29 protein-coding genes and 2 pseudogenes are annotated in these 26,469 nt (G+C 61.4%); 13 read left to right on the forward strand and 18 right to left on the reverse strand.

The window, feature by feature from the left end; translation table 11 throughout:
* Positions 1-747: a hypothetical protein gene (locus PSH90_RS25675; RefSeq protein ID WP_016772609.1), complete on the forward strand. Its 747-nt coding sequence runs from the start codon at positions 1-3 to the stop codon at positions 745-747.
* Between the two features lie 217 nt (positions 748-964).
* On the opposite strand, the gene rhtB is transcribed toward PSH90_RS25675, so the two are convergent.
* The 3 genes from rhtB to PSH90_RS25690 all read right to left on the reverse strand — a co-directional run bounded on the left by rhtB (position 965) and on the right by PSH90_RS25690 (position 4,243).
* Positions 965-1,597, reverse strand: coding sequence for a homoserine/homoserine lactone efflux protein (gene rhtB / locus PSH90_RS25680; protein ID WP_024014759.1), 633 nt, complete (start codon positions 1,595-1,597; stop codon positions 965-967).
* A 154-nt stretch (positions 1,598-1,751) separates the two neighbouring features.
* The gene (locus PSH90_RS25685; protein WP_056791670.1) at positions 1,752-2,333 is read right to left on the reverse strand and encodes a mechanosensitive ion channel family protein; all 582 of its coding nucleotides are present in this window, start codon (positions 2,331-2,333) and stop codon (positions 1,752-1,754) included.
* Positions 2,333-4,243, reverse strand: a complete 1,911-nt coding sequence (locus PSH90_RS25690) for an ATP-binding cassette domain-containing protein (RefSeq protein WP_305381732.1) — start codon at positions 4,241-4,243, stop codon at positions 2,333-2,335. Before PSH90_RS25690 ends, PSH90_RS25685 begins: the two co-directional genes overlap by 1 nt.
* 50 nt (positions 4,244-4,293) lie before the next feature.
* On the opposite strand from PSH90_RS25690, the gene PSH90_RS25695 reads away from it, so the two are divergent.
* Entirely contained in the window at positions 4,294-4,755 is a 462-nt protein-coding gene (locus PSH90_RS25695; protein WP_095181264.1) for a TIGR02444 family protein, read from the forward strand.
* Here PSH90_RS25695 and PSH90_RS25700 read toward each other — a convergent pair.
* Positions 4,752-5,933, reverse strand: a complete 1,182-nt coding sequence (locus tag PSH90_RS25700) for an AlgP family protein (RefSeq protein ID WP_305381733.1) — start codon at positions 5,931-5,933, stop codon at positions 4,752-4,754. The two genes, PSH90_RS25695 and PSH90_RS25700, sit on opposite strands and share 4 nt — an antisense overlap.
* 192 nt (positions 5,934-6,125) lie before the next feature.
* Between PSH90_RS25700 and PSH90_RS25705 the strand changes: the two genes are divergently transcribed.
* Positions 6,126-6,791, forward strand: a complete 666-nt coding sequence (locus PSH90_RS25705; protein WP_305381734.1) for an FKBP-type peptidyl-prolyl cis-trans isomerase — start codon at positions 6,126-6,128, stop codon at positions 6,789-6,791.
* A gap of 57 nt (positions 6,792-6,848) precedes the next feature.
* On the opposite strand, the gene rsd is transcribed toward PSH90_RS25705, so the two are convergent.
* The 8 genes and pseudogenes from rsd to PSH90_RS25745 form a co-directional block, all read right to left on the reverse strand.
* On the reverse strand, positions 6,849-7,307 hold the full coding sequence (rsd, locus tag PSH90_RS25710) for a sigma D regulator (protein ID WP_095181261.1): 459 nt from the start codon (positions 7,305-7,307) through the stop codon (positions 6,849-6,851).
* A gap of 181 nt (positions 7,308-7,488) precedes the next feature.
* A complete protein-coding gene (locus tag PSH90_RS25715) occupies positions 7,489-8,040 on the reverse strand; it encodes a disulfide bond formation protein B (RefSeq protein WP_305381736.1) in 552 nt (183 codons plus the stop codon).
* Positions 8,041-8,256: 216 nt separating this feature from the next.
* Positions 8,257-9,495: a heme biosynthesis protein HemY gene (locus PSH90_RS25720; RefSeq protein WP_042607105.1), complete on the reverse strand. Its 1,239-nt coding sequence runs from the start codon at positions 9,493-9,495 to the stop codon at positions 8,257-8,259.
* Entirely contained in the window at positions 9,492-10,634 is a 1,143-nt protein-coding gene (locus PSH90_RS25725; RefSeq protein WP_056791721.1) for a uroporphyrinogen-III C-methyltransferase, read from the reverse strand. The genes PSH90_RS25720 and PSH90_RS25725 overlap by 4 nt, the downstream gene beginning before the upstream one ends.
* A gap of 84 nt (positions 10,635-10,718) precedes the next feature.
* Positions 10,719-11,417, reverse strand: a pseudogene (locus PSH90_RS25730) (uroporphyrinogen-III synthase); the annotation flags it as partial.
* Positions 11,414-12,355 (reverse strand): hydroxymethylbilane synthase, encoded by a 942-nt coding sequence (gene hemC, locus PSH90_RS25735; protein WP_252868458.1) that lies wholly within the window; start codon positions 12,353-12,355, stop codon positions 11,414-11,416. The gene hemC and the pseudogene PSH90_RS25730, both read right to left, overlap by 4 nt.
* Positions 12,356-12,492: 137 nt before the next feature.
* Entirely contained in the window at positions 12,493-13,239 is a 747-nt protein-coding gene (locus tag PSH90_RS25740) for a LytTR family DNA-binding domain-containing protein (protein WP_016772598.1), read from the reverse strand.
* Positions 13,236-13,391 (reverse strand): annotated as a pseudogene (locus PSH90_RS25745) (sensor histidine kinase); the annotation flags it as partial. The gene PSH90_RS25740 and the pseudogene PSH90_RS25745, both read right to left, overlap by 4 nt.
* A 317-nt stretch (positions 13,392-13,708) precedes the next feature.
* Between PSH90_RS25745 and argH the strand changes: the two are divergent.
* Positions 13,709-15,103 (forward strand): argininosuccinate lyase, encoded by a 1,395-nt coding sequence (gene argH / locus PSH90_RS25750; RefSeq protein ID WP_305381738.1) that lies wholly within the window; start codon positions 13,709-13,711, stop codon positions 15,101-15,103.
* A 127-nt stretch (positions 15,104-15,230) separates the two neighbouring features.
* On the opposite strand, the gene PSH90_RS25755 is transcribed toward argH, so the two are convergent.
* Both PSH90_RS25755 and PSH90_RS25760 read right to left on the reverse strand, forming a co-directional pair.
* On the reverse strand, positions 15,231-15,890 hold the full coding sequence (locus PSH90_RS25755; RefSeq protein ID WP_056791651.1) for a glutathione S-transferase: 660 nt from the start codon (positions 15,888-15,890) through the stop codon (positions 15,231-15,233).
* Positions 15,890-16,015 (reverse strand): hypothetical protein, encoded by a 126-nt coding sequence (locus PSH90_RS25760; protein ID WP_263596261.1) that lies wholly within the window; start codon positions 16,013-16,015, stop codon positions 15,890-15,892. Before PSH90_RS25760 ends, PSH90_RS25755 begins: the two co-directional genes overlap by 1 nt.
* Between PSH90_RS25760 and PSH90_RS25765 the strand changes: the two genes are divergently transcribed.
* The 3 genes from PSH90_RS25765 (at position 16,014) to PSH90_RS25775 (ending at position 19,773) form a co-directional block, all read left to right on the forward strand.
* The gene (locus PSH90_RS25765; protein ID WP_305381739.1) at positions 16,014-16,304 is read left to right on the forward strand and encodes a hypothetical protein; all 291 of its coding nucleotides are present in this window, start codon (positions 16,014-16,016) and stop codon (positions 16,302-16,304) included. The two genes, PSH90_RS25760 and PSH90_RS25765, sit on opposite strands and share 2 nt — an antisense overlap.
* A gap of 197 nt (positions 16,305-16,501) precedes the next feature.
* Positions 16,502-16,747 (forward strand): TIGR02647 family protein, encoded by a 246-nt coding sequence (locus tag PSH90_RS25770; protein WP_003229392.1) that lies wholly within the window; start codon positions 16,502-16,504, stop codon positions 16,745-16,747.
* A gap of 182 nt (positions 16,748-16,929) precedes the next feature.
* Positions 16,930-19,773: a class I adenylate cyclase gene (locus PSH90_RS25775; protein ID WP_305381740.1), complete on the forward strand. Its 2,844-nt coding sequence runs from the start codon at positions 16,930-16,932 to the stop codon at positions 19,771-19,773.
* A gap of 9 nt (positions 19,774-19,782) precedes the next feature.
* On the opposite strand, the gene rnk is transcribed toward PSH90_RS25775, so the two are convergent.
* The 3 genes from rnk to cyaY all read right to left on the reverse strand — a co-directional run bounded on the left by rnk (position 19,783) and on the right by cyaY (position 21,014).
* Positions 19,783-20,202 carry a nucleoside diphosphate kinase regulator gene (gene rnk / locus PSH90_RS25780; protein ID WP_024014769.1) on the reverse strand — a complete coding sequence of 140 codons (420 nt, stop codon included), beginning with the start codon at positions 20,200-20,202 and terminating at the stop codon, positions 19,783-19,785.
* 254 nt (positions 20,203-20,456) lie between these two features.
* Positions 20,457-20,678: a DUF1289 domain-containing protein gene (locus tag PSH90_RS25785; protein ID WP_076564524.1), complete on the reverse strand. Its 222-nt coding sequence runs from the start codon at positions 20,676-20,678 to the stop codon at positions 20,457-20,459.
* Positions 20,679-20,681: 3 nt separating this feature from the next.
* A complete protein-coding gene (gene cyaY, locus PSH90_RS25790) occupies positions 20,682-21,014 on the reverse strand; it encodes an iron donor protein CyaY (RefSeq protein ID WP_056791639.1) in 333 nt (110 codons plus the stop codon).
* A 314-nt stretch (positions 21,015-21,328) separates the two neighbouring features.
* On the opposite strand from cyaY, the gene PSH90_RS25795 reads away from it, so the two are divergent.
* From PSH90_RS25795 to PSH90_RS25820, 6 genes are read left to right on the forward strand one after another with little or no spacing between them, the layout of a single operon-like run.
* Positions 21,329-21,499, forward strand: a complete 171-nt coding sequence (locus PSH90_RS25795) for a lipoprotein (protein ID WP_016772589.1) — start codon at positions 21,329-21,331, stop codon at positions 21,497-21,499.
* Between the two features lie 9 nt (positions 21,500-21,508).
* Positions 21,509-22,756 carry a diaminopimelate decarboxylase gene (gene lysA, locus PSH90_RS25800; protein ID WP_056791636.1) on the forward strand — a complete coding sequence of 416 codons (1,248 nt, stop codon included), beginning with the start codon at positions 21,509-21,511 and terminating at the stop codon, positions 22,754-22,756.
* Positions 22,757-22,759: 3 nt separating this feature from the next.
* Positions 22,760-23,590 (forward strand): diaminopimelate epimerase, encoded by an 831-nt coding sequence (gene dapF / locus PSH90_RS25805; RefSeq protein WP_056791632.1) that lies wholly within the window; start codon positions 22,760-22,762, stop codon positions 23,588-23,590.
* Positions 23,591-23,603: 13 nt separating this feature from the next.
* Positions 23,604-24,329 carry a DUF484 family protein gene (locus tag PSH90_RS25810; protein WP_041476935.1) on the forward strand — a complete coding sequence of 242 codons (726 nt, stop codon included), beginning with the start codon at positions 23,604-23,606 and terminating at the stop codon, positions 24,327-24,329.
* A 2-nt stretch (positions 24,330-24,331) separates the two neighbouring features.
* Positions 24,332-25,231, forward strand: a complete 900-nt coding sequence (gene xerC, locus PSH90_RS25815; protein ID WP_252877097.1) for a tyrosine recombinase XerC — start codon at positions 24,332-24,334, stop codon at positions 25,229-25,231.
* On the forward strand, positions 25,228-25,935 hold the full coding sequence (locus PSH90_RS25820) for an HAD family hydrolase (protein ID WP_305381742.1): 708 nt from the start codon (positions 25,228-25,230) through the stop codon (positions 25,933-25,935). Before xerC ends, PSH90_RS25820 begins: the two co-directional genes overlap by 4 nt.
* A 189-nt stretch (positions 25,936-26,124) precedes the next feature.
* Here PSH90_RS25820 and sutA read toward each other — a convergent pair whose 3' ends face one another.
* Complete coding sequence (sutA, locus tag PSH90_RS25830; RefSeq protein WP_056791627.1) at positions 26,125-26,451, reverse strand: transcriptional regulator SutA; 327 nt, start codon at positions 26,449-26,451, stop codon at positions 26,125-26,127.
* Positions 26,452-26,469: the final 18 nt, after the last annotated feature.

The raw sequence follows: 26,469 nt of genomic DNA on the forward strand, positions 1-26,469 counted from the left end.
ATGCGCACATGGATTGGCATGATGGCCCTGGCTTGCGCGTTCAGCGCGCAGGCGGCCCCGAAAGTGGCGGTGACGGATCTGGCGTATCAGGAGCGCGTGGAGCAATACATCCACATCGTTTCGGCGCAGAGCAATCACCGCGAGAGTTACTACAGCGCCAGCGGTTCTTCGAGCTACAACGAGATCGAAGCGACCACCAGCTATATCGAACAGGGCGAGTTGCGCAAATTCACCGGCGACATCAAGGGTGAAATCCTGCGTACCGGCATGTTCCAGCTGGTGCAGGGCACGCCGTATACCGCCTCATCCAAAGGCGACGTGTATGACGTGATCAAGCGCATCAAGGCCGGCAACTTCAAAGGCGCCGACTACGTGCTGTTCGGCACCGTGTCCGACATCGATTTCACCCAGGACATCAACGAGCTGGCGCACACCGACAGCTACTCGGCAGTGCTGGGCCTGACGCTGGTGGCGGATTTCAGCCTGATCAACACCAAGACCTACGAGATCACCTCGGCCTTCACTGCGATGGGCGAAGCGCAGGACACCAAACTGGTGAACCATCGCGACATCAAGATCTCGCTGAACCGTCCGCGGGTGGTGCGTGAGGTGTCGAAGGCCTTGGGCGAAGACGTGGCCGGGCAACTGAGCATGCAACTCGGTGGCGGTGACGGTTATGAGCAGCCGCGTGAAGCGCCGCAGCGCAATAATCTGCCGCGTGATACGGCGCCGGTGATTTTACGCTGAGCCGATCTGAGGACTTTTGTGGCGAAGGGCTCTGTGGCGAGGGGATTTATCCCCGTTGGGTCGCGAAGCGGCCCTCGCTATTGATTCAAGACGATTGGGACTGCTGCGCAGTCCAACGGGGATAAATCCCCTCGCCACAAAAGCTCGCTTGCCCCGATGTCTCGGTAGAAATGAAAAAGGCGACCTCTTGAGGTCGCCTTTTTTCTGTCCGAGCGGTTTACGCCGCCGCTTTGCGCAACGTCGCCATGAACGCCGCCGCGCCAATGAATAACCCGGCAAAGGTGCGGTTCATGCGTTTCTGCTGCTTGGGCGTGCGCAACAGGCGCAGCACCTTCGACGCCAGTCCGGTGTAGCCGGCCATGACAATCAGATCGACGAAAACCATGGTCACGCCGATCACCACATACTGAATCAGCAGCGGCGCATGGGGATTGATGAACTGCGGCAACACCGCAAGCATGAACACCAACGCCTTGGGGTTGCTGATGTTCACCAGAAAGCCGCGAAACACCAAAGCCAGCGGCTTGCCGATCGGCCGCACTGCGGCGTCATCGCTCATGTCCATGGGCAGCGCCCGCCATTGCTTGATCGCCAGGTAAACCAGATAGGCGACACCGAACCATTTGATCGCATGGAATGCTGTGGCCGAAGCGGTGAGCACAGCGCCAACACCCGCGCCGACAATCGCGATCTGCACCGCCAGACCGATCTGCAGGCCCAGTGCGTTCCAGTAGCCGCGCCAGAATCCGTACTGCAGACCGCTGGACATCGACGCGATGGCGCCCGCGCCCGGGGACAGGCTGATCACCCAGCAGGCGGCAAAAAATGCCAGCCATGTTTGAAGCTCCATCGCACACCTCGGCTGATGCTTGTGACAAGTCGTCAAAACTAATGCTGTTTGGGGCTAAAAGCAAAAGATCGCAGCCTTCGGCAGCTCCTACAGGGATCGTATTCCAAATGTAGGAGCTGCCGAAGGCTGCGATCTTTTGATCTTGCTGGAAAAGCTACTTCTCAAAGCCACTCGACGGAAACACATCTGTCCCGCGCCAACGCCGCACCGAACGCTGGAAGAACAGGCTGTTCGGCACCTGCACCATGGCGCTGCCGGTGCCCAACTCTTCGGCCTCGACCAGCGTGGTGTAGAGCAGATTGATCGCGATCACCCGGCCTTTGACGCCAGGCTTGTCGGTGGTATCCACCAGCTCGACTACGTCGCCGAGGCGGAACGGCCCGACGGTGAAGATGAGAATCGCGCAGAGCAGGTTCGACAGCACGCTCCACATGGCGAAGAACGCCACCGCCGCCACCGCGACAAATCCCGACAGCGCCGTCCACAGCACCGTGGCCGAAACGCCGAGGCGCTCAAGCACGAAAAGCAGCGCGCTGCCCATGATCAGCCAGCGCAACACGCCGCGTAGCGGCATCAGCAACTGCGGCGGAAACGGATAGCGCTCACCCAGGCGAGTGAGGCCTTTGGCGACGAAACGCTGGGTCAGGTAACCGGCCAGCAGAATCAGCAGAATCTGCGCGGTGAACCACAACGGTTCGACCCACACCGCCGAGAAAGGCAGCTTGAAGGCTTCCATCAGGACAACGCCTCCAGCTCCGCCTGCATGCTTTCCAGGGTTTCCAGCGCTTCCATCCAGGCTTCTTCCAGCTCGGCTTCACGCACCTTCAACTTGGCCTGTTCGGCGAGCAGATCACGCAATTCATTCTTGCGCGCCGGCTCGTAGATATCGCTGTCACCGAGGCTGGCATCGACCTTGGCCAGTTTCTCGTGGAGCTTGCCCAGTTCGGCTTCGAGCTTGTCGGCCTCGCGCTTGTGCGGCGCCAGTTGCTGACGCAACGCTGCCGCCGCCTGGCGCTGCGCTTTCTTGTCGGTCTTGTCCGGGTTGACAGGCGTGTTGCTGACCGGCGCACTGCGCTGACGGTATTCCACCAGCCAGCGCGCGTAGTCTTCGAGATCGCCGTCGAACTCTTCGACCTTGCCGTCGGCAACCAGATAGAAGTTGTCGGTGGTGCTCTTGAGCAAGTGCCGATCGTGAGAAACCACCAGCACCGCACCGCTGAATTCCTGCAGGGCCATGGTCAGCGCCAGACGCATTTCCAGGTCGAGGTGGTTGGTCGGTTCGTCGAGCAGCAGCAGGTTCGGCCGTTCCCAGGCGATCAGCGCGAGGGCCAGACGGGCCTTCTCGCCACCGGAAAAATTCAGCACCGGCTCATCGATGCGCGCGCCCCGGAAGTCGAAGCCGCCGAGGAAATCGCGCAAGGTCTGCTCGCGCTCACCCGGCGCGAGGCGCTGCAAATGCAGCAACGGGCTGGCCTTGGAGTCCAGCGAGTCGAGCTGATGCTGGGCGAAGTAGCCGACCACGGTGTTTTCGCCACGGGTCAGGCGCCCGGCCAGCGGTTCGAGCTCGCCGGCGAGGTTCTTGATCAGCGTCGATTTACCCGCGCCGTTCGGCCCAAGCAGACCGATCCGCGCACCCGGGGTCAGTTGCAGCTTGACCTTCTCGAGGATGGTCTTGTCGCCATAACCCAAGCGTGCATCGGACAGGTCGATCAGTGGGCTGGAGATCTTGGTCGACTCGCGGAAGACGAAGTCGAACGGCGAATCGACGTGAGCCGCCGACAATTCTTCCATGCGCTCCAGCGCCTTGATCCGGCTCTGCGCCTGACGGGCCTTGGTCGCTTGCGCCTTGAAGCGGGCTATGTAGCTTTCCATGTGCGCACGCTGCGCCTGCTGCTTCTCGTAGGCCTGTTGCTGCTGGGCCAGACGCTCGGCACGGGCGCGCTCGAACGCGGTGTAGCCGCCACGGTAGAGGGTCAGTTTGCGCTGATCGACATGGGCAACGTGATCGACCACTTCGTCGAGGAAATCCCGATCGTGGGAAATCAGCAGCAAGGTGCCCGGATAACTCTTCAGCCACTCTTCGAGCCAGATGATCGCATCGAGGTCCAAGTGGTTGGTCGGTTCGTCGAGCAGCAGCAGATCCGACGGGCACATCAGTGCCTGCGCCAGATTCAGACGCATCCGCCAGCCACCGGAGAAATCGCCTACCTGACGATCCATCTGCTCATTGGTGAACCCAAGACCGGCGAGCAGCTTGCGCGCCCGCGCATCGGCGGTGTAGCCGTCGGCGCTGTCGAGTTCAGCGTGCAGGCGCGCCAGTGCGGTGCCGTCATGGGCCTCCTCGGCGGCGGCAAGCTCGCGTTGCACCTCGCGCAAACGCAGGTCGCCATCGAGCACATAATCGACCGCCAGGCGCTCGAGGGTGTCGACCTCCTGACGCATGTGCGCAATGCGCCAGTCGGCCGGCAGCAGGCAGTCGCCCGAATCCGGGTGCAACTCGCCGCGCAGCAGGGCGAACAGGCTGGATTTGCCGGCACCGTTGGCGCCGATGAGGCCGGCTTTGTGGCCGGCGTGCAGGGTCAGCTCGGCGTCTTCTAGCAGACGTTGCGGGCCACGCTGTAAAGTCAGGTTCTGAAGTCGGATCATAATGGCGGCGGAGTCTACCAGCTTCGCTCACAACTGGCGCGAGTAGCACGATGTCCTCTGACCTGTGGAGCTTTGCCCTTGATGTCTACGCCCGCCCGGGTGTGGAAGATGCCTGCCTGCAATTGCAAACGGCGGGCGCCAATGTCTGCCTGCTGCTGTGCGGTTTGTGGCTGGAGCAGCGCGCGGTGGCCTGCGATCAGCCGCGCGTACGCTTGCTCAAGGCCTTGACCGCGCCATGGGATATCGAAGTGGTGCAGCCGCTGCGAACCCTGCGCCTGCAATGGAAAGCGCGGGCCGTCGACGATGCGGTGGTGGCCGGCATGCGCGAGCAGATCAAATCACTGGAGCTTGAAGCTGAGCGCACCTTGCTTTCACGCCTTGAAGGTGTGGCGCAGGAGTGGACGCGCAACGATGCAGGTTCGGTGACCTGGCTTGAAGACCTGGCCGGCAATGCCGCCAGCCTGAACCGCGACGCGCTGCAAGTGCTGCGCGTCGCGGCAACCGGCACTTAGGAAGCGCTGGTCGGGGTGCTGCTGACGTTCGACGAAGCGGCTGGTGCTGGCGCAGTCGAAGGGGTCGAGTGGGCGGCGGACGACGGTGCCGACGCAGCTGGAGCAGCCGGGGTAGCGGCAGTGACAGGCTTGGCCGCTGGAGCGGTAGCCGTTTTGGTCGCGGCTGGCTTGGCAGCTGCAGGCTTTTTCACCGCTGGTTTTGCGGCTGGCTTGGCGGCCGGTTTTGCAGCAGCGGCAGGCTTGGCAGCAGCGGGTTTGGCAGCAGGCTTGGCGGCGGCCGGCTTAGCAGTGGTTTTTGCCGCAGGTTTTGCTGCCGATGTTGCGGCTGGTTTGGCAGCCGGTTTTACCGCCACTTTCGCAGCAGGTTTGGCGGCGGCCGGCTTAGCCGCAGTCTTGGCAGCAGGCTTCGCAGCGGCGGTTTTGGCAGCAGGCTTGGCTGCCGGTTTTGCCGTAGGTTTGGCGGCTGCGGTTTTCGCCGGTGCAGCTTTGCTCGCGGCCGGTTTCGCAGCGGCTTTGGCAGGGGTGGCTTTCACTGCTGGCCTGGCTGCAGCAGGTTTGGCTGCGGTGGTTTTAGCCGCCGGTTTTGCCGCGCTCGCCGCCGGCTTCTTCGCTGCAGTTTTCGCCGCTGGTTTGGCAGCCGCTTTCACTGGCGCCTTCGCCGCTGGTTTGGCGGCGGTTTTCGCAACAGCAGGTTTCGCCGCAGCGGTCTTCGCCGGGGCTTTGCTTGCAGCAGGTTTGGCAGCGACTTTCTTCGCTGGTGCTGCTGCCGGTTTGGCCGAGCGCGACGACAGAACTTTTCCCACTGCTTCCTGAACGCGGCCAACACCCTGGGCCAGTTTCAGGCTTTCCTGAGCATCGCGCTTGAGTTGCAGAATGTAGCTGCGGGTTTCGGACTGACGATCTTTCAAAGCGTCCAGCAGGTCTTCGAGTTCTTTCACGGAAGACTTGGCTTTGTTCTGAGCCTTGGCTTTGCCGGCAGTGGCGGCGTCCTGCAACTTGGTGCGCGATTTGTGCAGTTTTTCCTGCGCCTTGCCACGCTGTTTTTCCAGCTTGGCGAGCAGTTTTTCAGCATCAGCCAAGGCTTGCGAGCAAGCGTTTTCCAAATGCTCGAGCAGGCTGCCCGACAATTGTTGGAGTAAGTGCAACGGAGTATTTACAGGCTTCTTGGTGGCCGACATGGTTTACCTCCTGGCTGACGTGAGTGCGGCTCATACTAGACCTCTGCTGATACCGCCGCTAGGGCATGTTGACAGTATCTGCACCGTTGCGTTGCACCGCAGCCGAAATGTTCTGCGCCGAGGAAAAAGCAGTTCACCGATGCAGACGTTTGCACTGGCATAATCCCCCGCATCTCAGGTCGGAGAGTGCCCATGTCGCGCTACTTTATTTTGTCCCTCTGCGTGTTTTTTTCGACGGCGTATGCCGATGAAAAAAACACGGCGAACGATGCTCATGATCTGGCTTACAGCCTCGGTGCCAGCCTCGGCGAACGACTGCGCCAAGAGGTGCCGCAGTTGCAGATCCAGGCGCTGATCGAAGGTCTGCAACAGGCGTATCAGGGCAAGCCACTGGCGTTGAGTGAAGCGCGCATTGAACAGATTCTGGCCGACCATGAATCGCAAAATGCCGAGCAGGCTTCACGGCAGTCGAGCGATGCTGCGATGGAAAACGAGCAACGCTTTCTCAGCACAGAAAAAGCCAAACCGGGGGTGAAGGAACTGGCCGATGGCATCCTCCTGACTGAACTGGCTCCGGGCACTGGCGCCAAGGCCGGCCCGGACGGCAAAGTGCAGGTGCTGTATGTCGGCAAGCTGCCGGACGGCACCGTGTTCGATCAGAACACCCAGCCGCAATGGTTCAACCTCGACAGCGTGATTGCCGGTTGGCGCACCGCCTTGCAGAACATGCCGGTGGGGGCGAAATGGCGGCTGGTGATTCCATCGGATCAGGCCTATGGTGCCGACGGTGCCGGCGACCTGATTGCGCCGTTCACGCCTCTGGTTTTTGAAGTGGAGTTGCGTGGTGCGACGAGCTGATCAGGCATAAAAAAACGGTGCGCTTGCGGGCGCACCGTTTTTCATGAAGGACGTGGATCAGGCCTGAACCGAATATTCTTCCTTGTGTGCCGTGTGCAGCACTTCGATCAGGCAATCCTCAAGTTCAAAGCGCTCATGCAGCAAGCCGCCCAATTCCTTGAATTTCTCCGCAACGCATTTGCCTTCGTCGCACAGATCATTGAATGCGAGCAGCTTCTCGGTAATGACGTCGATGCGCGGATAGATGGTCTCGGCGAGTTCCAGACCGCGCTTGTCGTTGAACGCCTTGGCTTCGCCAGTCAGCTGTTCATAGATTTCGAAGTGCCCCGCCGATACGTAATCGACCAGCACGCCGCAGAATTCCTGCAAAGGCTTGCGGCTCTCGGACAGCGACTCAGGCTGCGCACCGAGCTTGTCGTAGGCGCCGATCAGCTCTTCACGCTCCTGCAACCAGCGGTCGATCAGCAGATGAACCCCACCCCAACGTTCCTGAGCATTCTGACAACTTTCGAGCATGGCGATCTCTCTTCCCTTGTGGGTCATGCTGCTCTACACCCGCGCCCCTGTTCTGATTTGACTGGTGGACGATCGGGCAGAGCGTCATCGAGCAACATAAATCCAATGACACGTGCCGGCCAGATTATGCCCGCACGCCTATGGCTTCAAGGTACGCAGGAGATAAAGTTCATACAAGTGTTTAATCCCTGACCAGCATGTGGTGCGACGCTTCGTCGCTGACAGATCGTTGCAGAGCGCTCCAGGTCAGACGCAACAACTGATAAACCGCAAGGATCGACACGCCGACAAAAAACAGCAGGCTCCATTCCGGGATGCTCAAATCGAACAGTGTCCAGGAGATGTCCGCACAATCGGCGCCGCCGTTGAACATCCGTTGCAAGGCGCAGATCCACGGCAGGTCGCTGAACAGTGACTCCACGGTTGGCGAGCATTTGACCAGTTGCAGCATCGAGTCACTCTGGATCAACACCTGCCGCCACGCAGCGGTGGTTCCCCCCAGACTGGCGCCGAGTGCAAACAGCCAGTACCACCATAAGCCAACGCGCCGGGGGCCATGCACCGCCGCCACGCCGCAGCCAATGCACAGCAATGTGAGGAACAATCGCTGCACCAGGCACAGACTGCAAGGCGTCAGGCCGACCGCGTATTCGAGGTAATAGGAAGCTCCCAGAGCAAAGGCCCCCGCAATGAAAGCCATGAAGAATAAGGAGCGTGAGCAGGCCAACGACATGGCTTTTCCGTAACAGTAGAGACAGACGGTTACGGTAGAGGAAAGCGTGTCAGCCTTTCAAGGCAAGGGCCTGCCGACAGTTCACCGCAGGTGTAGGGAAAACCCGACAGGCTCGATAGGAAACGGTGAAGCGCTTTGTAGGACTTTGTCTCTAGAGCGCAAAGAAGGGGAATTTTCGGTCATTGAAGTTCACGAGGGAGCAACCTCCCTCGCCATTCAGACCTTCGCCGCAACCGGCAACGGCGCCGCCAGCAAGCGTTCATCCAGCAGCCCCAGACCTTCCTGGAACAACTGATTGCTGCGCTCGGTATCGCCAAGCTGTGCAAGCAGACGGGCCAACTCCGCACAGGTCTCCGGATTGCGCTGCACGCGCAGACTGCTTTCCAGATAGTCACGGGCCTTGCCCCAAAGGCTGGTTTGCAGACACAGGCGTCCAAGGGTCAGCAGCAGGCTCGGATCGGCCGGGTGCTCCTTGAGCCAGCCCTCGGCCGTCTGCAACTGACGCGCAGGATCACTGCCACGAACCAGACCATAAAGCCGCGCCAGATGGCTGTCGTATTTGCGCTTGAGCGCTGTACGCAGGACCTCTTCGGCCTCGACCTGAGCGCCCAGCTGGCGCAATTGCTCGGCATAGGCCAGTACCAAAGGTGCTTCCTGACGCTGCGCCGAAGTCAGCTGTTCCCACGCCCGCTTGAGCGATTGCAGACCCACCGTACCGTCTTCTTCACGATGCGCTGCCAGCGAGAGGTTCTCACCCCAGGCGCGCCGTTCGAGCTCGGCCAGTTCTGCCGGCGGCAGCACTTTGTCCTTGCGCAACTCAGGCAGCAAACGAATCACCGCCGACCATTCGCCACGCTGCTGATGCAGACGTTGCAATTGACGCAACGTCTGCGCGCTGCGCGGATGCCGTTCATGCATTGCCTGCAAGGTCACCAGCGCACCGTCGGTGTCGCCACGATCGGTCTGCAATTGTGCGTGACTCAGAGCGATCGCCAATTCGGCTTGCGGCTGACGCTCCAGCGCACGTTCGAGCAAACGATCACTTTCTTCGTACTGACCTTGCTCGTTCGCCGCACGTGCGGCGCCGAGGTAATAAAGCAATGGCTGGCGCTCGGCTTCCGCCGCGCGGGTCAGATGCCGTTGCGCACTGGCCCAGCGACCTTCAGCCAGATCCAGCTGCCCGTGCTCGATCGCCACTTGCACGCGGCGGCTGCGATTGCGTCGCGACCACGGATTGACCACGCCGGTGGAGGTCATCACCAGCTCGACCAGCACCTTGATGCCCCAGAACAGCAGCCACAGCACCGCTATCACCGCCAAGGTCGCCCACAGGCTCGATTCGTAGCGGAAGCTCTTGTACGCCACCAGCACGTAACCGGAATGCTCGGCAATCGCCAGGCCCAGCGCTGCCGTCGCGGCGATGACCAGAAACACGATTACATAGAGGCGCTTCATGGGGTCGCCTCCTGCGCAGCATTGGCGGCAGGCTTGGCGAACGGTTTCACCGATTCTTCAGCATTGACGTTACGCCGCTCCAGATACCCCTGCACCGCACTCAAGGTGCCGGTCAGATCCGGCGTCTTGACGGTGACCGGTTCCTTGCTCAGCTCGGAGACCTGTTCCAGCATGACTTTGCTTTGCGGATTGTCCGGGTTGAAATTGCCCTTGAGCACATCGCGTGCCTCGGCCAGCGCCTGGGTGTACACCGCCGCCTGACCGTTGAGCGCCGCCCACTGCGCTTGCTCCAGCGCCAGGCTCAGGGCCAGGCGCACCTGGCTCAGGCTTTGCCCGGCCAGCAGCGGTTTGACGTTTTTGTCAGCGTTGAAATCGATGCGGATATAGCGCGACACCTTGTCCCACCACTGCGCCCAGCGACCGGCGCCATCGCCATCGGCGGTCAGCCCCAGCAGGGACTCGCCGCGATCCTTGTACTCCGGCGCCAGCTCGGTGAGGTCGATGACCTGATCGCGCAGCGCGCCGAGACGCAGGAACAGCCCGGTGCGATCCGGCTGTTCGGTGCTGCGCAAGGCGACCAGGGTTTTCGCCACTTGCTCGCGCGCGGCGAAGGAACCCGGATCGTTCTGCTCACGGAGAATTTCATCGGCGCCCTGCACCAGTGCCTGGGCGCTGCTGATGTCCTGCAACGCTGAAAGGCGCAGGCTGGCCAGACGCAGCAAGTGCTCGGCCTCGGCCAGACGCCAGTCCTTGCGGCTGGCGCCGAGGACGGTTTCCAGACGTTGATTGAGGCGCTGCTGATCGCCCTGCAGTTGCGTGACCAGACGCTGGCGCTCGGCGAGCTCGTCAGCACCGGGCAGCTGCGCCAGGCGTTCGGTCAGACGCTGTTCGTTGAGCTTCAGACTCTGCGCCTGATCGTTCAGCGCCTGCACCTGACTCGACTGTTGCTGCGTGTTGTTCTGCAGGTGGCGCACCTGCCAGACACCCCAGCCGCCAATGGCGACACCGGCGGCGCCGAGCAGCAGGGCGACAATTGCCAGTCCATTGCCTCGGCGCGGCTCTTTGGCCGGTGGTGGAGTTTCAACCTGGGCATCGAGCGCAGGCTGGACGTCATCTTTTGGCAAGGCTGTTTCGCTCACGTATCCATCCTTTGCATTAGAAAACGGCACGGGACATTCCCGTAACGCCGTCAGCAAAGCCGCGGCACTCGCGCCGCGGCAATCCACAACTGTTTGAGCCCCGGCGGCACGTGCCAGCTCGGCGACCCTCGGGCTTGGAACAAACAACGGCAACTGCGCAATCTTCGGCCAGGCATCGCCGGCCATCTGCCGCAGGTGCTCGAAACCCTGTCCACTGCTGACCACCAGCCCGTTCAAGCGTTCCGCTTCGATCCGCCGTGGCAGCTCGTTCAGCGGATAGGCTGGCAGTTCACGGCGATACAACTCCAGATACTCGACACTAGCACCAAGCGCGCGCAGGCGCTCGGCGAGCAGTTCACGACCGCCCTCGCCGCGCAGGATCATCACCTGCGCGCCGGGCTGGCTCACCGCCTCGCGCAGACGCGGCAATTGCAGCAAAGCTTCACTGTCATCGCCGTCAACCGGAAAGCTCACATCGAGACCGTGTTCGCGAAGAATGCCTGCGGTCGCCGCGCCGACGCTGAACCACGGCATGCTCAATGGCGGCGCGCCTTCAGACTTGAGCAAGTCCACCGCGATCCGCGCCGCCGGTTTGCTGACCACGATCACTGCGCTGCAAGCGGGCAATCGCGAAATCGCTTGGCGAATAGTGTCAGAGACCGGCAGCGGAACAATGTCCAAAAGCGGCAGACAACTGCTGAAAATCCCGTGCCCGGCCAGCTGTTCGGCCAGCGCCGCGCAGTCGTCTGCCGGGCGCGTCAGCAGCAGGCGCCAGGCTGTCACTCGTGACCCGCCTCGCCGTAGACAGCTTTGAGAATGTCGTCAGCGCCTTGCTTGAGCAAGTCTTCAGCGACCTGCACACCCAAGGTTTCCGCGTCGGCACGCGGCGCCCGGGCTTGGGCACTGAGAAGCTTGCCACCGCTCGGCTCACCGACCAGACCGCGCAACCACAACTGCTCGCCCTCAAGCACGGCGTAGCAGGCGATCGGCACTTGGCAGCCGCCGTTCAAATGTTTGTTGAGGGCGCGTTCGGCGTTCACCCGCGAAGCGGTATCGGCGTGATGCAAAGGTGCGAGCAAGGCGTGGATTTCGTGGTCGGCGCTGCGGCATTCGATGCCGACCGCGCCTTGGCCACCGGCCGGCAGGCTGTCATCGACACTGATCGCCGAAGTGATGCGATCTTCGAAACCCAGGCGGATCAAGCCCGCCGCAGCGAGGATGATCGCGTCGTACTCGCCGGCGTCGAGCTTGGCCAGACGGGTGTTGACGTTGCCACGCAGGAAACGGATCTGCAGATCCGGGCGACGCGCCAGCAATTGCGTTTGCCGACGCAGGCTCGAGGTGCCGACGATGGCACCGGCAGGCAGCGCTTCAAGACTGGCGTAGGTGTTGGAGACGAAAGCATCGCGCGGGTCTTCACGCTCGCAGATGCAAAACAGACCCAAGCCTTGCGGGAAGTCCATCGGCACGTCTTTCATCGAATGCACGGCGATATCAGCTTCGTTTTCCAGCAGCGCGGTTTCCAGTTCCTTGACGAACAGGCCCTTGCCGCCGATCTTCGACAGTGGCGAGTCGAGCAGCTTGTCACCGCGACTGACCATGGGCACCAGCGTCACCAGCAGGCCCGGGTGGGCCGCCTCGAGACGGGCTTTGACGTATTCGGCCTGCCAGAGGGCCAGCGCACTTTTACGGGTGGCGATGCGGATTTCGCGAGGGGACATGGAACAATCCGTACTGAATAGATACGGCGGATAATAACAGCTCAGTCAATTTCACTTTGACCTGAATCAGAACCGGCGCGGCCTCCCTGGCCTGCCATGCCGGGTAAAAGAACTCGAAAGGCCCGGCGAAGACCGGGTCACAGCCCCTGCATCATCTTGCGCACACCGGCAACATGCCGACGGCTGACAATCAGCGCATCGCCATTGAGGCCTTTGAGGAACAACTGGAAATGTCCCAGTGGGGTGCGTTGCAAGCGCTCGATGCGGTCGCGAGCGACCAGCGCGTTGCGGTGGATACGCACAAAGCGTTCGCCGAATTCGTCTTCAAGGGCTTTGAGGGGTTCGTCGAGCAGCACCTCGCCGGCTTCGTGACGCAGGGTCACGTATTTGTGGTCGGCGATGAAGTAGACCACCTGATCCAGCGGAATCAGCTCGATGCCTTTACGGGTCCGTGCGCTGATGTGGCTGCGTGGGCCGTTGCCACTTTCGGCAGCGGGACGGGTCAGGGCCGAGAGTTGCGCCCGGTTGGGACGTTCAGCCCGCTTCAGGGCTTCATTCAAGTGTTCGGTTCGCACAGGTTTCACCACATAGCCCACGGCGCTGGCCTGCAGGGCTTCCACGGCAAATTCATCGGGACTGGTGCAAAACACCACGGCCGGCGGCGTCTCTCGTTCGCACAGTCGGGCAGCAACCTGCAGGCCATCGAGGCCCGGCATGCGGATATCGAGCAGCACGATATCCGGCTTGTGGCTGTCGATCAGCGCTAACGCCTCCTCGCCATTCGTGGCACTGGGCTCCAGGACTGTGTAACCCTCGAGCTCGCTCACCATACGGCTTAGGCGCTCGCGAGCCAGGGGTTCGTCATCAACGATCAGGACATTCATATTGCGCTGGATTCCTGCGTGAGTCTCGCACAAGGATAGCGTAGACAGGTGTAGTGACCTCCGTCACCGCGATCCACGCTAAGACTAGCCCGAGCGCCAAAAAGTGCCGTACGTCGGCCAGCAATATTTGCCAGCGTCCGGGTCGAACGGCTCAGAGCCCAGTGTTTCCTGCGTTTCTCGCGGTGGGTGACCGTTGTACAACTCACCCGCCCCCTCTTCTTATAGCCAGTGGCCGGACCTTTGCATGATCCGCATTCGCACCGACCCTTATGTCCACTGTAGACGTTCGTCGGAACGATATTGCTCAATCAAAAAATATCCTTTTGTAAATTCCTTGCAGACCGCGCCGGACATGCCTGACACATCCGCGAAAAAACGTATCGACCGGTGTCAGCGACAGGATTGGCAACCCTGTTATTATCCGCGCCAGCGTTTCACGCCATTTCTTCAAGCCGATACGAGCGAATTCATGAGCACTGACAAGACCAATCAGTCCTGGGGCGGCCGCTTCAGTGAACCCGTCGACGCCTTCGTCGCCCGCTTCACCGCCTCCGTCACTTTCGACCAGCGCCTGTATCGCCACGACATCATGGGCTCAATTGCCCACGCCACCATGCTGGCCAAGGTCGGCGTGCTGACCGATGCCGAGCGCGACAGCATCATCGATGGCCTGAAGACCATTCAGGGCGAAATCGAGGCCGGCCAGTTCGACTGGCGCGTCGACCTCGAAGACGTGCACATGAACATCGAAGCACGCCTGACCGACCGCATCGGCGTCACCGGTAAAAAGCTCCACACCGGGCGCAGCCGCAACGACCAGGTCGCCACCGACATCCGTCTGTGGCTGCGCGATGAAGTCGACCTGATCCTCGCCGAGATCACCCGCTTGCAAAAGGGCCTGCTGGAGCAAGCCGAGCGTGAGGCCGCAAGCATCATGCCGGGCTTCACCCACTTGCAGACCGCACAGCCGGTAACTTTCGGGCACCACATGCTGGCCTGGTTCGAAATGCTCAGCCGCGACTACGAGCGTCTGCTCGACTGCCGCAAGCGCACCAACCGCATGCCGCTGGGCAGCGCCGCGCTGGCGGGCACCACTTACCCGATCGACCGCGAATACACCGCGCAACTGCTCGGCTTCGACGCCGTCGGCGGCAACTCGCTGGACAACGTCTCCGATCGTGACTTCGCCATCGAATTCTGCTCGGCCGCAAGCATCGCGATGATGCACCTGTCGCGCTTCTCCGAAGAGCTGGTGCTGTGGACCAGCGCGCAGTTCCAGTTCATCGATCTGCCGGATCGTTTCTGCACTGGCAGCTCGATCATGCCGCAGAAGAAAAACCCTGACGTGCCCGAACTGGTACGCGGCAAGACCGGCCGCGTCTTCGGCGCGCTGATGGGCCTGCTGACCCTGATGAAGGGCCAGCCGCTGGCCTACAACAAGGACAATCAGGAAGACAAGGAGCCGCTGTTCGACGCCGCCGACACCCTGCGCGATTCGCTGCGCGCGTTTGCCGACATGATCCCGGCGATCAAGCCGAAACACGCGATCATGCGTGAAGCGGCACTGCGCGGTTTCTCCACTGCGACTGACTTAGCGGATTATCTGGTGCGCCGTGGCCTGCCGTTCCGTGATTGCCATGAAATCGTTGGCCACGCGGTGAAATACGGCGTCGACACCGGCAAGGATCTGGCCGAGATGAGCCTCGAAGAACTGCGTCAGTTCAGCGATCAGATCGAGCAGGACGTGTTTGCCGTGCTGACCCTCGAAGGCTCGGTGAATGCCCGCGATCATATTGGCGGGACTGCGCCGGCGCAGGTCAGGGCTGCGGTGGCGCGCGGTCAGGCCCTAATCGCCAGCCGCTAAAAGCCAAGAGCTTCGCGAGCAGGCTCGCTCCCACCGGGATTCTGGATGTTCACAAAATTGTGTTCACCACCGACTCAATGTGGGAGCGAGCCTGCTCGCGAAGGCGTCCTTCAGAGCGCTATATAATTCACTTTTTGGCAGCAATCATCGCCAAAAACGCCGGCATCGCCGCGTCTTTATCCGCCGCAATCTTCTGCACATGCGGATTCTGCTCTAACCGCTCCAGCAGCGCCTTCGCCTGCGGCATCTCGGCCAGCAGATCAATCCCGAACAGCTTCTGCCCGACCGCACAGGCCAGCGGCACGCTGTAGAGGAAGTACAAATCGGCAATGCTCAGGCTGTCACCCGCCACATACGGGGCGAACTGGCCGTGGCGGCCGAGTGCCGCGAAGCCCAGCAGCAGCTCCGTCCGGGTCTTCTCTTTGATCGCCTCCGGCAACGTCATACCGAAAAACGCCTCGCCATAGCAGGCACGCCCCGGCAACTCGATGTACAACTCGATCTCCTTCGCAATCGCCAATACCTGCGCGCGCTCGAACGGATCGCTGGGCAGGAGCGGCGTGCCCTTTTGTGATTGTTCGAGGTATTCGAGAATGATCGCGGTTTCGTTGATATAACCGGCGTCGACGCCCAGCACCGGGACCTTGCCGCGCGGGCTGATCGCCAGTGACTCCGGGGTTTGCGCCGGGTAGAACGTCACCTCTTCGAAGGGCAGGCCTTTTTCCAGCAGCGCCAGTTTGACCATGTTGTAGTAGTTGCTGACAGCAAATCCGTAGAGCTTGAACATCACAGAGCCTCCAGGCCGTGCGGGGTGGGCAGTGCCTGTTTATAGATCGCCGCGACGTTTCCCGCCAGCAGCATCACGCCGCTGAATGCGGGTAAACTGGCGCCTTTCCCTGAGGAGCCTGCCATGAGCGAGCCGACAGATATCGTCAACGATGACGACGAAGAAGCATTCATCGAAGCGACGCTGATCGAAGCCATCGAGAACCAGATCGAAAGCGACAACCCGCCAGCGGCCAAGGCGACATTGAACAAGCTGACTCTGGTCGGTATGGAGCGCGAAGAGATCCTCAACCTCATGGCTCACGTGCTTGCCTATGAGATTGACGCGATGCTCGATGAAGACCGCCCGTTCGACACCCAGTGGTACGAAGCGACACTGCGCGCTTTGCCAGAGCTGCCACCGGAAAAGCAATAAGATCAAAAGATCGCAGCCTTCGGCAGCTCCTACACAGATCCGATGTAGGAGCTGCCGAAGGCTGCGATCTTTTTTATGCGGACTACACTGGAATTCGCCTCAAGACAAAATCCCCTGATCCGAGCACTGGACATGCTGCACCAGCGGGTTCACCTTAGAGGCGCTGTCGTCCAATTCCTAGAAAGTCTGGAGTCCTTATGTCGCTTACCCCTGAGTTGGTTGCCGAACTGGAAGTCCTTGCACTCTTCAACCTGGACAGTTCCCAGGAAGGTCTGAAAATTCATCAGACCGCTGCCCCGAAACACATAGCCGCCGCCAAACGCCTCTTCGAAAAAGAACTAACCGACCAGCCCGATGGCGGTTATCTGACCAGCCTCGGCCGCGATGCCGCGCAAAACGTGCAGACCGTACTGACGATTCTGAGAGAGCAGGAAACCGCCTGACTTTTTCCGACTTTGCCCACGGAAACTCCTGCCACGGGATTTCCGCGGGCCAGCCTGATCACTGTCGATGAAAATCTGACGTCAAAAAACAAATTCAGCTTAAACCTCCTGCTGCGCAGAGGCTAAACTGCGGCCATTTCGAGACCCTCTACGTCCGAGCCTGCAAGCCGGTTTGAGCTGACATGACGCGCACCCACGAAATCCGCCCCGACCTGGACGAAGGCATCGACCGCAAGGTACTCAGCCAACTGCGCGCCCGTTTTCTCAAACTCAATGAAGGCCGCCTCGGCCGCGCCCTCGAAGGTTTGTCGACGCGCCAGCAAAGCGTGCTGACGCTGTTGCCGCTGTTCTTTCACGTCAATCATCCGTTGCTGCCCGGCTATGTCTCGGGCAGTACGTCGGCCGGTCTCTCGAATTATGAGCCGGACGCCAATGCGCTGACCGAGGCGCAGCGCCTGACCCGCTCGTTTTCTTACAAACCGCGCCATGGCAGCAACCCGCCGCGACCGATTCACGGTTTGTTCCTGATGGGCAGCCTCGGCACGCTGGCACAGGCCGATCAGAGCGACATGGATGTGTGGGTCTGCCATGCCCCAGATCTGAGCGAAAGCGAACTCGCCGAGCTACGCAAGAAATGCCAGTTGCTGGAAACCTGGGCCGCGAGCCAGGGTGCCGAGGCGCATTTCTTCCTGATCGACCCGGCGCGCTTCGTCAAAGGCGAACGTGATGCTCAGCTCAGTTCGGAAAACTGCGGCAGCACCCAGCACTATCTGCTGCTCGACGAGTTTTATCGCACGGCGATCTGGCTGGCCGGGCGCACGCCGATCTGGTGGCTGGTGCCAGTCTATGAAGAAACAGCCTACGACGCTTACACCCACACCCTGCTGTCTAAACGCTTTATTCGCGCCGATGAAACCCTCGATCTCGGGCCGATGGCGACCATTCCGCCCGGGGAATTCATCGGTGCCGGATTGTGGCAGTTGTTCAAAGGCATCGAGTCGCCCTACAAGTCGGTGCTCAAACTGCTGCTGACCGAGGTGTACGCCAGCGAACATCCGCAAGTGCAGTGCCTGAGCCTGCGCTTCAAGAAAGCCGTGTTCGCCAATCAGCTCGATCTCGATGAGCTTGACCCGTACATGGTCGTGTACCGGCGTATCGAGGAATACCTGCTCGCCCGCAACGAACCGGAACGCCTTGAGCTGGTGCGCCGCGCGCTGTATCTGAAGGTCAACCGCAAGCTCACCGGCAACAGCCGCAGCCAGGGTTGGCAACGCGCACTGCTCGAACGCCTGGCCGGCGAGTGGCACTGGGATCAGCGGCAACTGGCGCTGCTCGACAGCCGCAGTCAGTGGAAAGTCCGCCAGGTCAGCGCCGAGCGCCGCGCGCTGGTCAACGAACTCAATTACAGCTATCGCTTTCTGACCCAGTTCGCCCGCAGCGAACAGACCGTCAGCCTGATCAACAAGCGCGACCTCAATGTGCTCGGCCGTCGACTCTACGCGGCATTCGAGCGCAAGGCCGACAAGGTCGAGTTCATCAATCCGGGCATCGCCCCGGACCTGGCCGAAGACACCCTGACCCTGGTGCAGTCGCCGAACAAAAAGGAGCCGGGGCAGACCCAGTGGGGTTTGTACAACGGCAGCCTGACGGCGCTGGAGTGGGAACACTTCGCGCCGATCAAGCGCAGTCGCGAGCTACTTGAACTGCTGACCTGGTGCCACCGCAACGGCGTGATCGACAGCAGCACCCGCCTGGCCCTGCATCCGGGCACCAGCGACTTGAGCGAGTTCGAGCTGTTCAACCTGCTCGGCAGCCTGCAGCAGTGCATCGCCCTGCCCTTGTCCACCGTCGCCGAAGAGCCCTTGCTGCGCGCCGCCGTGCCCAGCGAAGTGCTGCTGCTGATCAACGTCGGCGTCGATCCGCTCAAGCATCACCGTGATCTGAACATTTTGATGACCACCGAACGCACCGACTCGCTGAGCTATGCCGGCGTGCGCGAGAATCTGGTGCTGACCCTCGATCAGGTCACGCTCAACAGCTGGAACGAAGTGCTGGTCAATCGTTTCGACGGCGCGCATGCGCTGCTCGACTGCCTGCGCGATTACCTCAACAACCTGCCGCGCGGCCCTGTGCAGCCGTCGCTGAAAGTGCGCTGCTTCTGCCACAACCGCGCGCAATTCATTGCCCGCCGCGTCGAAGAAATCGTCGACACCGCGCAGACCCTGTTGCTCAGCGAGCTGAATCACCGCTACCTGATTCAGGTGCAGCAGCACTATCACGTGCTGGAGCTGGTGCCGGGTCAGGTCAACCATGTCGCCCTCGCCACCCTGCCGGCGCTGCTCGATTATCTGGGCGAAGAACAACCGCGCTACAGCCCGCTGCACCTCGACCCGATGGCGCTGGAAGATCACGATCTGGCGCTGATCCTGCCGATGGGTCAGCCGGAGTGCATTCAAGTGTTCTATCGCATCAGTGAACAGCAGGCGGAGCTGTACGTGCTGGATGAATTCAATGCGCTGTGGCAACAACATCTGCCGTACCACGACGAGCAGAGTCTGCTGGTGCCGCTGCAACGTTTTCTGCAATCGATCCAGTACCGCCGTGAAGCGCAATTGCCGATGGACGGTGGCCCTGCGGGCAGCCCCGAGACTTTGTATTACCAGCTGTTGCCGTCAGGCCCGGGGCGCTCGCGCAGGGTCGAAACCCGACCAGCACCGCAGACCCCGGTGAACAAACCGTTCTACGACGTGCAGGCAATCATCGGCAAAGCCGCACCCGGCGAAGTGCAGGTCACCTTGTACTGCAATCAGCGGGAATTCAGCGAGCTGGAGCATGGCGACCAGTTGTTCAGCGTGGTCGCCCGGGAGATCGTCGAGCAGCGTCGCGAGACCGAGCGTTATCGCTGCTACATCACCGACCTCGACCTGTCGGGTCTGCTCGGTGACGGGCACAGTTCAAGCAATCTGTATCTGCGCTACAAGGCGGACCTGGAGCGCTCGTTGAATGAAGCGCTCGAACAGGTTTGAAGCGGGGATTTATTCGGGAAAGGCGCCGCCGTTGACCGGTTGCGATTCCACTTCCAGCAAGGTCAGTTTCAGCGATTTGCCGCCCGGCGCCGGCCAATCGATATGCTGACCGACCTTCAGGCCCAGCAGCGCACTGCCGACCGGCGCCAGAATGGAAATTTTGCCTTCGTCGGCGTTGGCGTCCTTGGGATAGACCAGCGTCAGGTGGTAATCCTTGCCACTGCCTTCTTCGCGGCAATGCACGCGGGAATTCATGGTCACGACATCGGCGGGCACTTCATCGTGGCCGACCACGGTATCGGCGCGGTCCAGCTCGGTTTGCAGCGCAATCACGCCCGGCGCAGCCTGGTCTTTGTCGCTCAGGCTGTCGATCAGGCGCTCCAGACGTTGCACGTCCAGACGGGTAAGGGTGATGGAAGGTGCGGTCATGATCCAGGCAGACTCCTTTCTTCTGCACAAAAAAAGCAAAACCCCGCCAAAAAAGACGGGGTTTTCACCGTGCCTCGGTGGTTTGAGGCGTTCGCGGACACTATCACAGCTCAAAAAATATACAAGTCACGCCCTTTTTTGCCTGGGTGAAACCCTTGTGGCGAGGGGATTTATCCCCGTTCGGCTGCGCAGCAGCCGTATAGATTTTGGGGCCGCTACGCGACCCAACGGGGATAAATCCCCTCGCCACGATATCAACAGGCTTGGGATTTTCGTGCGGTAGCCTGCTGGCAAATCACCCGGCGCCGCTGATCATCCGCCGAGCGCCACTCGCGAATGTCCTCGACGTGGCGCGCACAGCCGAGACAGACTTTCTGTTCGTCCAGTCGGCATACGCCGGTGCAGGGCGAAGGCACCGCCGGGCTGACGTTGCTGTAGAGCGGTTTCGGCGGGCGAACAGGCGCGGCATCCGTCACGAATCACAGACCTTCGAAATCGAATTCGGCGCCAGCCTGCTGCTTGACGAGGCGCTGAAGCATTTCGCCCAATTGCTCTTCGCTCTTGTCGCACATCCAGCGCTCGCTTTCTTCGTCGTAGTCGAAGTGAAAACCACCGGACACGGCCGCCAGCCACAGCTGACGCAACGGCTCCTGGCGGCTGAAGATCAGCTGCGAGCCATTTTCGAACTTGACGGTCAAGACACCTGCCGAGCTCTCCAGGTCGATATCCAGGTCGCTGTCATCAAAGATATCTTCCAGCGTCTGCTGGGTAGCATCGACCAGATCGTGGAAACGGGCTTCGGACAAACTCATTGCGGCAACCTCAAAAATGTCTGATCAGGCTCAAGCGCCGAAAGATACGGACGCTGCCGACCGATTGCAAAGATTAACGACCAAGCACCTGTCGGCCCATCCAGCACCGCCCCCGTGGGAGCGAGCCTGCTCGCGAAAGCGGTGTGTCAGGCAACGAGCCTGTTGAATTTGCCGACGCCTTCGCGAGCAGGCTCGCTCCCACAGGGATGATGCGCATCACAGGAGCCCCGCCGGACGGGAACCCCCTCGCATAGGCAAGCTGCCGGGTGGCCGGTATACTCCGGCGCAATTAACGCATTTTCAAGGATTTCGCCATGAAGCGCCTGATCTCTTCCCTTGCTGCGCTCGTCGCGGTTGCCTGCCTCGTTTCGGCCTGTGGTCAAAAAGGCCCGCTGTACCTGCCGGATGACGATCAGGACCCGGCCGAACAAGCCCAGTCTTCGCAGAAGCAGCCATCCAAGGCTCACAAGCACGACGTTTACTAAGGGATCGCCATGGACGCTTTTAACTACCGTGGCGGGGAGCTGTTCGCGGAAGGTGTGGCGCTGTCCGCCATCGCCGACCGCTTCGGCACGCCCACCTATGTCTACTCGCGCGCGCACATCGAAGCGCAATATCTGGCCTACGCCGATGCGCTGGCCGGTATGCCGCATCTGGTCTGCTTCGCGGTCAAAGCCAACTCCAACCTCGGCGTACTGAATGTCCTGGCCCGTCTCGGCGCCGGTTTCGACATCGTTTCCCGTGGCGAGCTGGAACGTGTACTGGCCGCTGGTGGCAGCGCCGACAAGATCGTTTTCTCCGGCGTCGGCAAGACCCGTGACGACATGCGCCGCGCCCTCGAAGTCGGCGTGCACTGCTTCAACGTCGAGTCCACCGATGAGCTTGAGCGCCTGCAAGTAGTCGCCGCCGAGCTGGGTGTTCGCGCCCCGGTTTCGCTGCGCGTGAACCCGGACGTCGATGCCGGCACCCACCCGTACATTTCCACCGGTCTCAAAGAGAACAAGTTCGGCATCGCCATTGCCGATGCCGAAGACGTGTACGTGCGCGCCGCGCATCTACCGAACCTGGAAGTGGTGGGCGTTGACTGCCATATCGGTTCGCAACTGACCACCCTGCCGCCGTTCATTGATGCACTCGATCGCCTGCTGGATCTGGTCGACCGCCTCGGCGATTGCGGCATTCACCTGCGCCACATCGATCTCGGTGGTGGTTTGGGCGTGCGTTATCGCGATGAAGAGCCGCCATTGGCTGCCGATTACATCAAGGCTGTGCGCGAACGTCTCGACGGGCGTGATCTGGCGCTGGTGTTCGAGCCAGGCCGCTTCATCGTTGCCAATGGCGGCGTGTTGCTGACACAGGTCGAATACCTCAAGCACACCGAGCACAAGGATTTCGCCATCGTCGACGCGGCGATGAACGACCTGATCCGTCCGGCGCTGTATCAGGCGTGGATGGACGTCACGGCGGTGAAACCGCGCGACAGCGCTGCACGCAAGTACGACATCGTCGGCCCGATCTGCGAAACCGGCGACTTCCTCGCCAAGGACCGCGAGCTGGCGCTGGAAGAAGGCGATCTGCTGGCCGTGCATTCGGCTGGCGCCTACGGTTTTGTGATGAGCTCCAACTACAACACTCGCGGCCGTGCCGCTGAAGTGCTGGTGGATGGTGATCAGGTTTTTGAAGTGCGTCGCCGCGAAACCGTGGCCGAGCTGTTTGCCGGCGAAAGCCTGCTGCCGGAGTAACCCATGCTGCTGCGTTTTACCAAAATGCACGGCCTGGGCAACGACTTCATGGTCCTCGACCTGGTCAGCCAGCACGCGCACATTCAGCCCAAACACGCCAAGCAATGGGGCGACCGCCACACCGGTATCGGTTTCGACCAGTTGCTGATCGTCGAAGCGCCGAGCAACCCGGATGTGGATTTCCGCTACCGGATCTTCAACTCCGACGGTTCGGAAGTGGAGCAGTGCGGCAACGGTGCGCGCTGCTTCGCCCGCTTCGTGCTCGACAAGCGTCTGACCGCCAAACGGCAGATCCGCGTCGAGACCAAGGGCGGCATCATTGAACTGGACGTGCGTAACGACGGCCAGATCGGCGTGAACATGGGCGCGCCGCGCCTGGTGCCGGCAGACATTCCATTCCAGGCGCCGGCCCAGGCCAGCAGCTATCCGCTGGAAGTCGATGGCACCACGGTCGAACTGGCCGCCGTGTCGATGGGCAATCCCCATGCGGTCATTCGCGTGGACGACATCAACAGCGCACCGGTGCATGAACTGGGGCCGAAGATCGAACACCACCCGCGCTTTCCGGCGCGGGTCAATGTCGGCTTCCTTCAGGTCATCGATCGCCATCGCGCGCAACTGCGTGTGTGGGAACGCGGCGCCGGGGAAACCCAGGCCTGCGGCACCGGCGCCTGTGCCGCGGCGGTGGCGGCCATCAGTCAGGGGTGGATGGATTCGCCGCTGTTGATCGACCTGCCCGGCGGACGCCTGTCCATCGAGTGGGCCGGCCCGGGCGAACCGGTATTGATGACCGGTCCGGCAGTGCGTGTATACGAAGGACAAGTGCGTCTTTGAGCGAGCAGAAATCATGACCGACAAGCCACAGGTACCCGCCCGACCAGCCGACGAATCAGCGTCCGAGAGCCTCGAGGCAGCCGCAGTTGCCGCCTACCTGGAGGCTCATCCGGACTTTTTCGTCGAGCACGAAGAGCTGCTGCCCTCGTTGCGCATTCCGCACCGACGCGGCGACACCGTGTCGCTGGTCGAGCGGCAGATGACCATCCTGCGCGACCGCAATATCGAGATGCGCCATCGCCTTTCGCATCTGATGGACGTGGCCCGCGACAACGATCGCCTGTTTGAAAAGACCCGCCGCCTGATTCTCGCGCTGATGGATGCATCGACCCTAGAAGACGTGGTCATCAGCGTTGAGGACAGCCTGCGTCAGGATTTCCAGGTGCCTTTCGTCAGCCTGATCCTGCTCGGCGACAACCCGGCACCGGTCGGCCGCTGGGTGACTCACGCCGACGCGCAAACCGCGATCGGTGGCCTGCTCACCGAAGGCAAAAGCGTCAGCGGCAGCCTGCGTGAACATGAGCTGGATTTCCTCTTCGGCGAAGAACAGCGCCAGCAGATCGGCTCGACCGCCGTGGTTGCCATCAGCCATCAGGGCATTCACGGCATTCTGGCCATCGCCAGCCGTGACCCGCAGCACTACAAGAGCTCGGTCGGCACCCTGTTCCTGAGCTACATCGCCGAGGTCATGGGCCGCGTGCTGCCACGGGTCAACAGCTCGCTGCGCTCGGTACGCTGACCATGGAACGACAACTGGACGCTTACTGCGAACATCTGCGCAGTGAGCGACAGGTGTCGCCGCACACCCTGTCGGCTTATCGCCGCGACCTCGATAAAGTCCTTGGCTGGTGCATCAAGCAGAACATCGGCAGTTGGGCCGCGCTGGATATCCAGCGCCTGCGCAGCCTGATCGCCCGGTTGCATGCGCAAGGCCAGTCCTCGCGCAGCCTCGCCCGCCTGCTCTCGGCGGTGCGCGGGCTCTATCACTACTTGAATCGCGAAGGCCTGTGCGACCACGACCCGGCCACCGGCCTGGCCCCGCCGAAAGGCGAACGACGCCTGCCGAAAACCCTTGATACCGATCGCGCATTGCAGCTGCTGGAAGGTGCGGTCGAGGACGATTTTCTCGCCCGGCGCGATCAGGCGATTCTGGAGCTGTTCTATTCCTCTGGCCTGCGCCTGTCCGAGCTGACCGGGCTCAATCTCGATCAACTCGACCTCGCCGACGGCATGGTTCAGGTGCTCGGCAAGGGCAGCAAGACCCGGCTGCTGCCAGTCGGCGCCAAGGCCCGCGAAGCCCTCGAACACTGGTTGCCGCTACGCGCAATGACCAACCCGGCAGACGATGCCGTATTTGTCAGCCAGCAGGGCCGACGCCTTGGCCCGCGCGCGATTCAGGTGCGGGTCAAACTGGCTGGCGAGCGCGAACTGGGGCAGAACCTGCACCCGCACATGCTCCGGCACTCCTTCGCCAGCCATTTGCTCGAGTCCTCGCAGGATCTGCGCGCGGTGCAGGAATTGCTCGGCCACTCCGATATCAAAACCACACAGATCTATACCCACCTCGACTTCCAGCATCTGGCGGCGATCTACGACAGCGCCCATCCCCGGGCCAAACGCATGAAAGGCGATGATTCATGAGCATTCAGTTGATCACCTTCGACCTCGACGACACCCTGTGGGACACCGCTCCGGTGATCGCCAGCGCCGAAACCGTGTTGCGCGAATGGCTGAGCGAACATGCCTCGGGTCTGGGCGCGGTGCCGGTGGAGCATTTGTGGTCGATTCGCGAGCGTGTGCTGGCGGGCGAACCGGGGCTCAAGCACCGCATCAGCGCGCTGCGTCGACGTGTGCTGTTCCATGCGCTGGAAGAAGCCGGATATGCCCACGGCGAGGCCTCGGAGCTGGCTGACAAGGCTTTTGAAGTGTTCCTGCATGCGCGGCATCAGATCGAAGTGTTCCCGGAGGTCGAGCCGCTGCTGGAGCTGCTCGCCAATCATTACGCCCTCGGCGTGGTCACCAATGGCAATGCCGACGTGCGCCGGCTGGGGCTGGCGGATTACTTCAAGTTCGCCTTGTGCGCCGAAGACATCGGCATCGCCAAACCGGATGCACGGCTGTTTCATGAAGCGTTACAGCGCGGCGGTGTAAGCCCCGCAGCGGCGGTGCATGTCGGCGATCATCCTGGCGATGACATTGCCGGCGCTCAGCAGGCAGGCTTGCGCGCGGTGTGGTTCAACCCGACGGGCAAGGTCTGGGAAGCGGAGCGCTTGCCGGATGCGGAAATTCGCAGCCTCACTGAACTGCCAGCCGTCCTCTCCCGCTGGAATGCTTCCTCGAACTGATCTACAGCCCTGTGGGAGCGAGCCTGCTCGCGAATGCGGTGTGTCATCCAACATGTATGTCGGCTGACATGCCCTCTTCGCGAGCAGGCTCGCTCCCACAGGGGACTGCATTTGTTTTCAACGCATTTATTCCAGGCATAAAAAAGCCCGCAGCGACGGCGGGCTTTTTCAGCAAGCGAGCGACGCGCCTCAGATAGGGCGGCTGCCGTACTTGTTGTCCGGCTTCTTGGGCGGATCGGCGACCACATTGGCCTCCACTTCCTGCACCTTGCCGCCGCGCGCAAGGAATTCTTCCATGGCCTTGGCCAGGGCGTCGCGCTCCTTGTTCTTGGCTTCGATGCTCGGCAACTCGTCGACCGAGACCGCAGCCTTGGCTTTGCCTTTGGCAGCCGGGGCCGGCGTGTCGTCACCGCCATCGTCTTCGGTAACGTCTTCCGCTGCCGCTTCCAGGCCTTCCTCGGCCTCGTCTTCGTCGCCTACTTCGAGGTCGTCGTTTTCCAGATCATCGTCGCTCATGTTCTACCTCATGACTTG

Source organism: Pseudomonas sp. FP1762 (genome assembly GCF_030687105.1).
In the GTDB taxonomy this organism is placed as follows: Bacteria; Pseudomonadota; Gammaproteobacteria; order Pseudomonadales; family Pseudomonadaceae; genus Aquipseudomonas; species Aquipseudomonas siliginis.

Excerpts from the sequence above, each read along its gene's own strand:
- PSH90_RS25820 (WP_305381742.1), top strand. The coding sequence starts at position 25,228 with ATGAGCATTCAGTTGATCACCTTCGACCTCGACGACACCCTGTGGGAC.
- PSH90_RS25715 (WP_305381736.1), bottom strand. The coding sequence starts at position 8,040 with ATGTCGTTGGCCTGCTCACGCTCCTTATTCTTCATGGCTTTCATTGCG.
- PSH90_RS25740 (WP_016772598.1), bottom strand. The coding sequence starts at position 13,239 with ATGAATGTCCTGATCGTTGATGACGAACCCCTGGCTCGCGAGCGCCTA.
- PSH90_RS25775 (WP_305381740.1), top strand. The coding sequence starts at position 16,930 with ATGACGCGCACCCACGAAATCCGCCCCGACCTGGACGAAGGCATCGAC.
- PSH90_RS25690 (WP_305381732.1), bottom strand. The coding sequence starts at position 4,243 with ATGATCCGACTTCAGAACCTGACTTTACAGCGTGGCCCGCAACGTCTG.
- PSH90_RS25810 (WP_041476935.1), top strand. The coding sequence starts at position 23,604 with ATGACCGACAAGCCACAGGTACCCGCCCGACCAGCCGACGAATCAGCG.
- PSH90_RS25700 (WP_305381733.1), bottom strand. The coding sequence starts at position 5,933 with ATGTCGGCCACCAAGAAGCCTGTAAATACTCCGTTGCACTTACTCCAA.
- PSH90_RS25675 (WP_016772609.1), top strand. The coding sequence starts at position 1 with ATGCGCACATGGATTGGCATGATGGCCCTGGCTTGCGCGTTCAGCGCG.
- PSH90_RS25720 (WP_042607105.1), bottom strand. The coding sequence starts at position 9,495 with ATGAAGCGCCTCTATGTAATCGTGTTTCTGGTCATCGCCGCGACGGCA.
- lysA (WP_056791636.1), top strand. The coding sequence starts at position 21,509 with ATGGACGCTTTTAACTACCGTGGCGGGGAGCTGTTCGCGGAAGGTGTG.
- argH (WP_305381738.1), top strand. The coding sequence starts at position 13,709 with ATGAGCACTGACAAGACCAATCAGTCCTGGGGCGGCCGCTTCAGTGAA.
- dapF (WP_056791632.1), top strand. The coding sequence starts at position 22,760 with ATGCTGCTGCGTTTTACCAAAATGCACGGCCTGGGCAACGACTTCATG.
- rsd (WP_095181261.1), bottom strand. The coding sequence starts at position 7,307 with ATGCTCGAAAGTTGTCAGAATGCTCAGGAACGTTGGGGTGGGGTTCAT.
- PSH90_RS25770 (WP_003229392.1), top strand. The coding sequence starts at position 16,502 with ATGTCGCTTACCCCTGAGTTGGTTGCCGAACTGGAAGTCCTTGCACTC.
- PSH90_RS25795 (WP_016772589.1), top strand. The coding sequence starts at position 21,329 with ATGAAGCGCCTGATCTCTTCCCTTGCTGCGCTCGTCGCGGTTGCCTGC.
- PSH90_RS25705 (WP_305381734.1), top strand. The coding sequence starts at position 6,126 with ATGTCGCGCTACTTTATTTTGTCCCTCTGCGTGTTTTTTTCGACGGCG.
- PSH90_RS25685 (WP_056791670.1), bottom strand. The coding sequence starts at position 2,333 with ATGGAAGCCTTCAAGCTGCCTTTCTCGGCGGTGTGGGTCGAACCGTTG.
- PSH90_RS25760 (WP_263596261.1), bottom strand. The coding sequence starts at position 16,015 with ATGGCAGGCTCCTCAGGGAAAGGCGCCAGTTTACCCGCATTCAGCGGC.
- rnk (WP_024014769.1), bottom strand. The coding sequence starts at position 20,202 with ATGACCGCACCTTCCATCACCCTTACCCGTCTGGACGTGCAACGTCTG.
- xerC (WP_252877097.1), top strand. The coding sequence starts at position 24,332 with ATGGAACGACAACTGGACGCTTACTGCGAACATCTGCGCAGTGAGCGA.
- cyaY (WP_056791639.1), bottom strand. The coding sequence starts at position 21,014 with ATGAGTTTGTCCGAAGCCCGTTTCCACGATCTGGTCGATGCTACCCAG.
- PSH90_RS25755 (WP_056791651.1), bottom strand. The coding sequence starts at position 15,890 with ATGTTCAAGCTCTACGGATTTGCTGTCAGCAACTACTACAACATGGTC.
- PSH90_RS25765 (WP_305381739.1), top strand. The coding sequence starts at position 16,014 with ATGAGCGAGCCGACAGATATCGTCAACGATGACGACGAAGAAGCATTC.
- PSH90_RS25695 (WP_095181264.1), top strand. The coding sequence starts at position 4,294 with ATGTCCTCTGACCTGTGGAGCTTTGCCCTTGATGTCTACGCCCGCCCG.
- rhtB (WP_024014759.1), bottom strand. The coding sequence starts at position 1,597 with ATGGAGCTTCAAACATGGCTGGCATTTTTTGCCGCCTGCTGGGTGATC.
- hemC (WP_252868458.1), bottom strand. The coding sequence starts at position 12,355 with ATGTCCCCTCGCGAAATCCGCATCGCCACCCGTAAAAGTGCGCTGGCC.
- sutA (WP_056791627.1), bottom strand. The coding sequence starts at position 26,451 with ATGAGCGACGATGATCTGGAAAACGACGACCTCGAAGTAGGCGACGAA.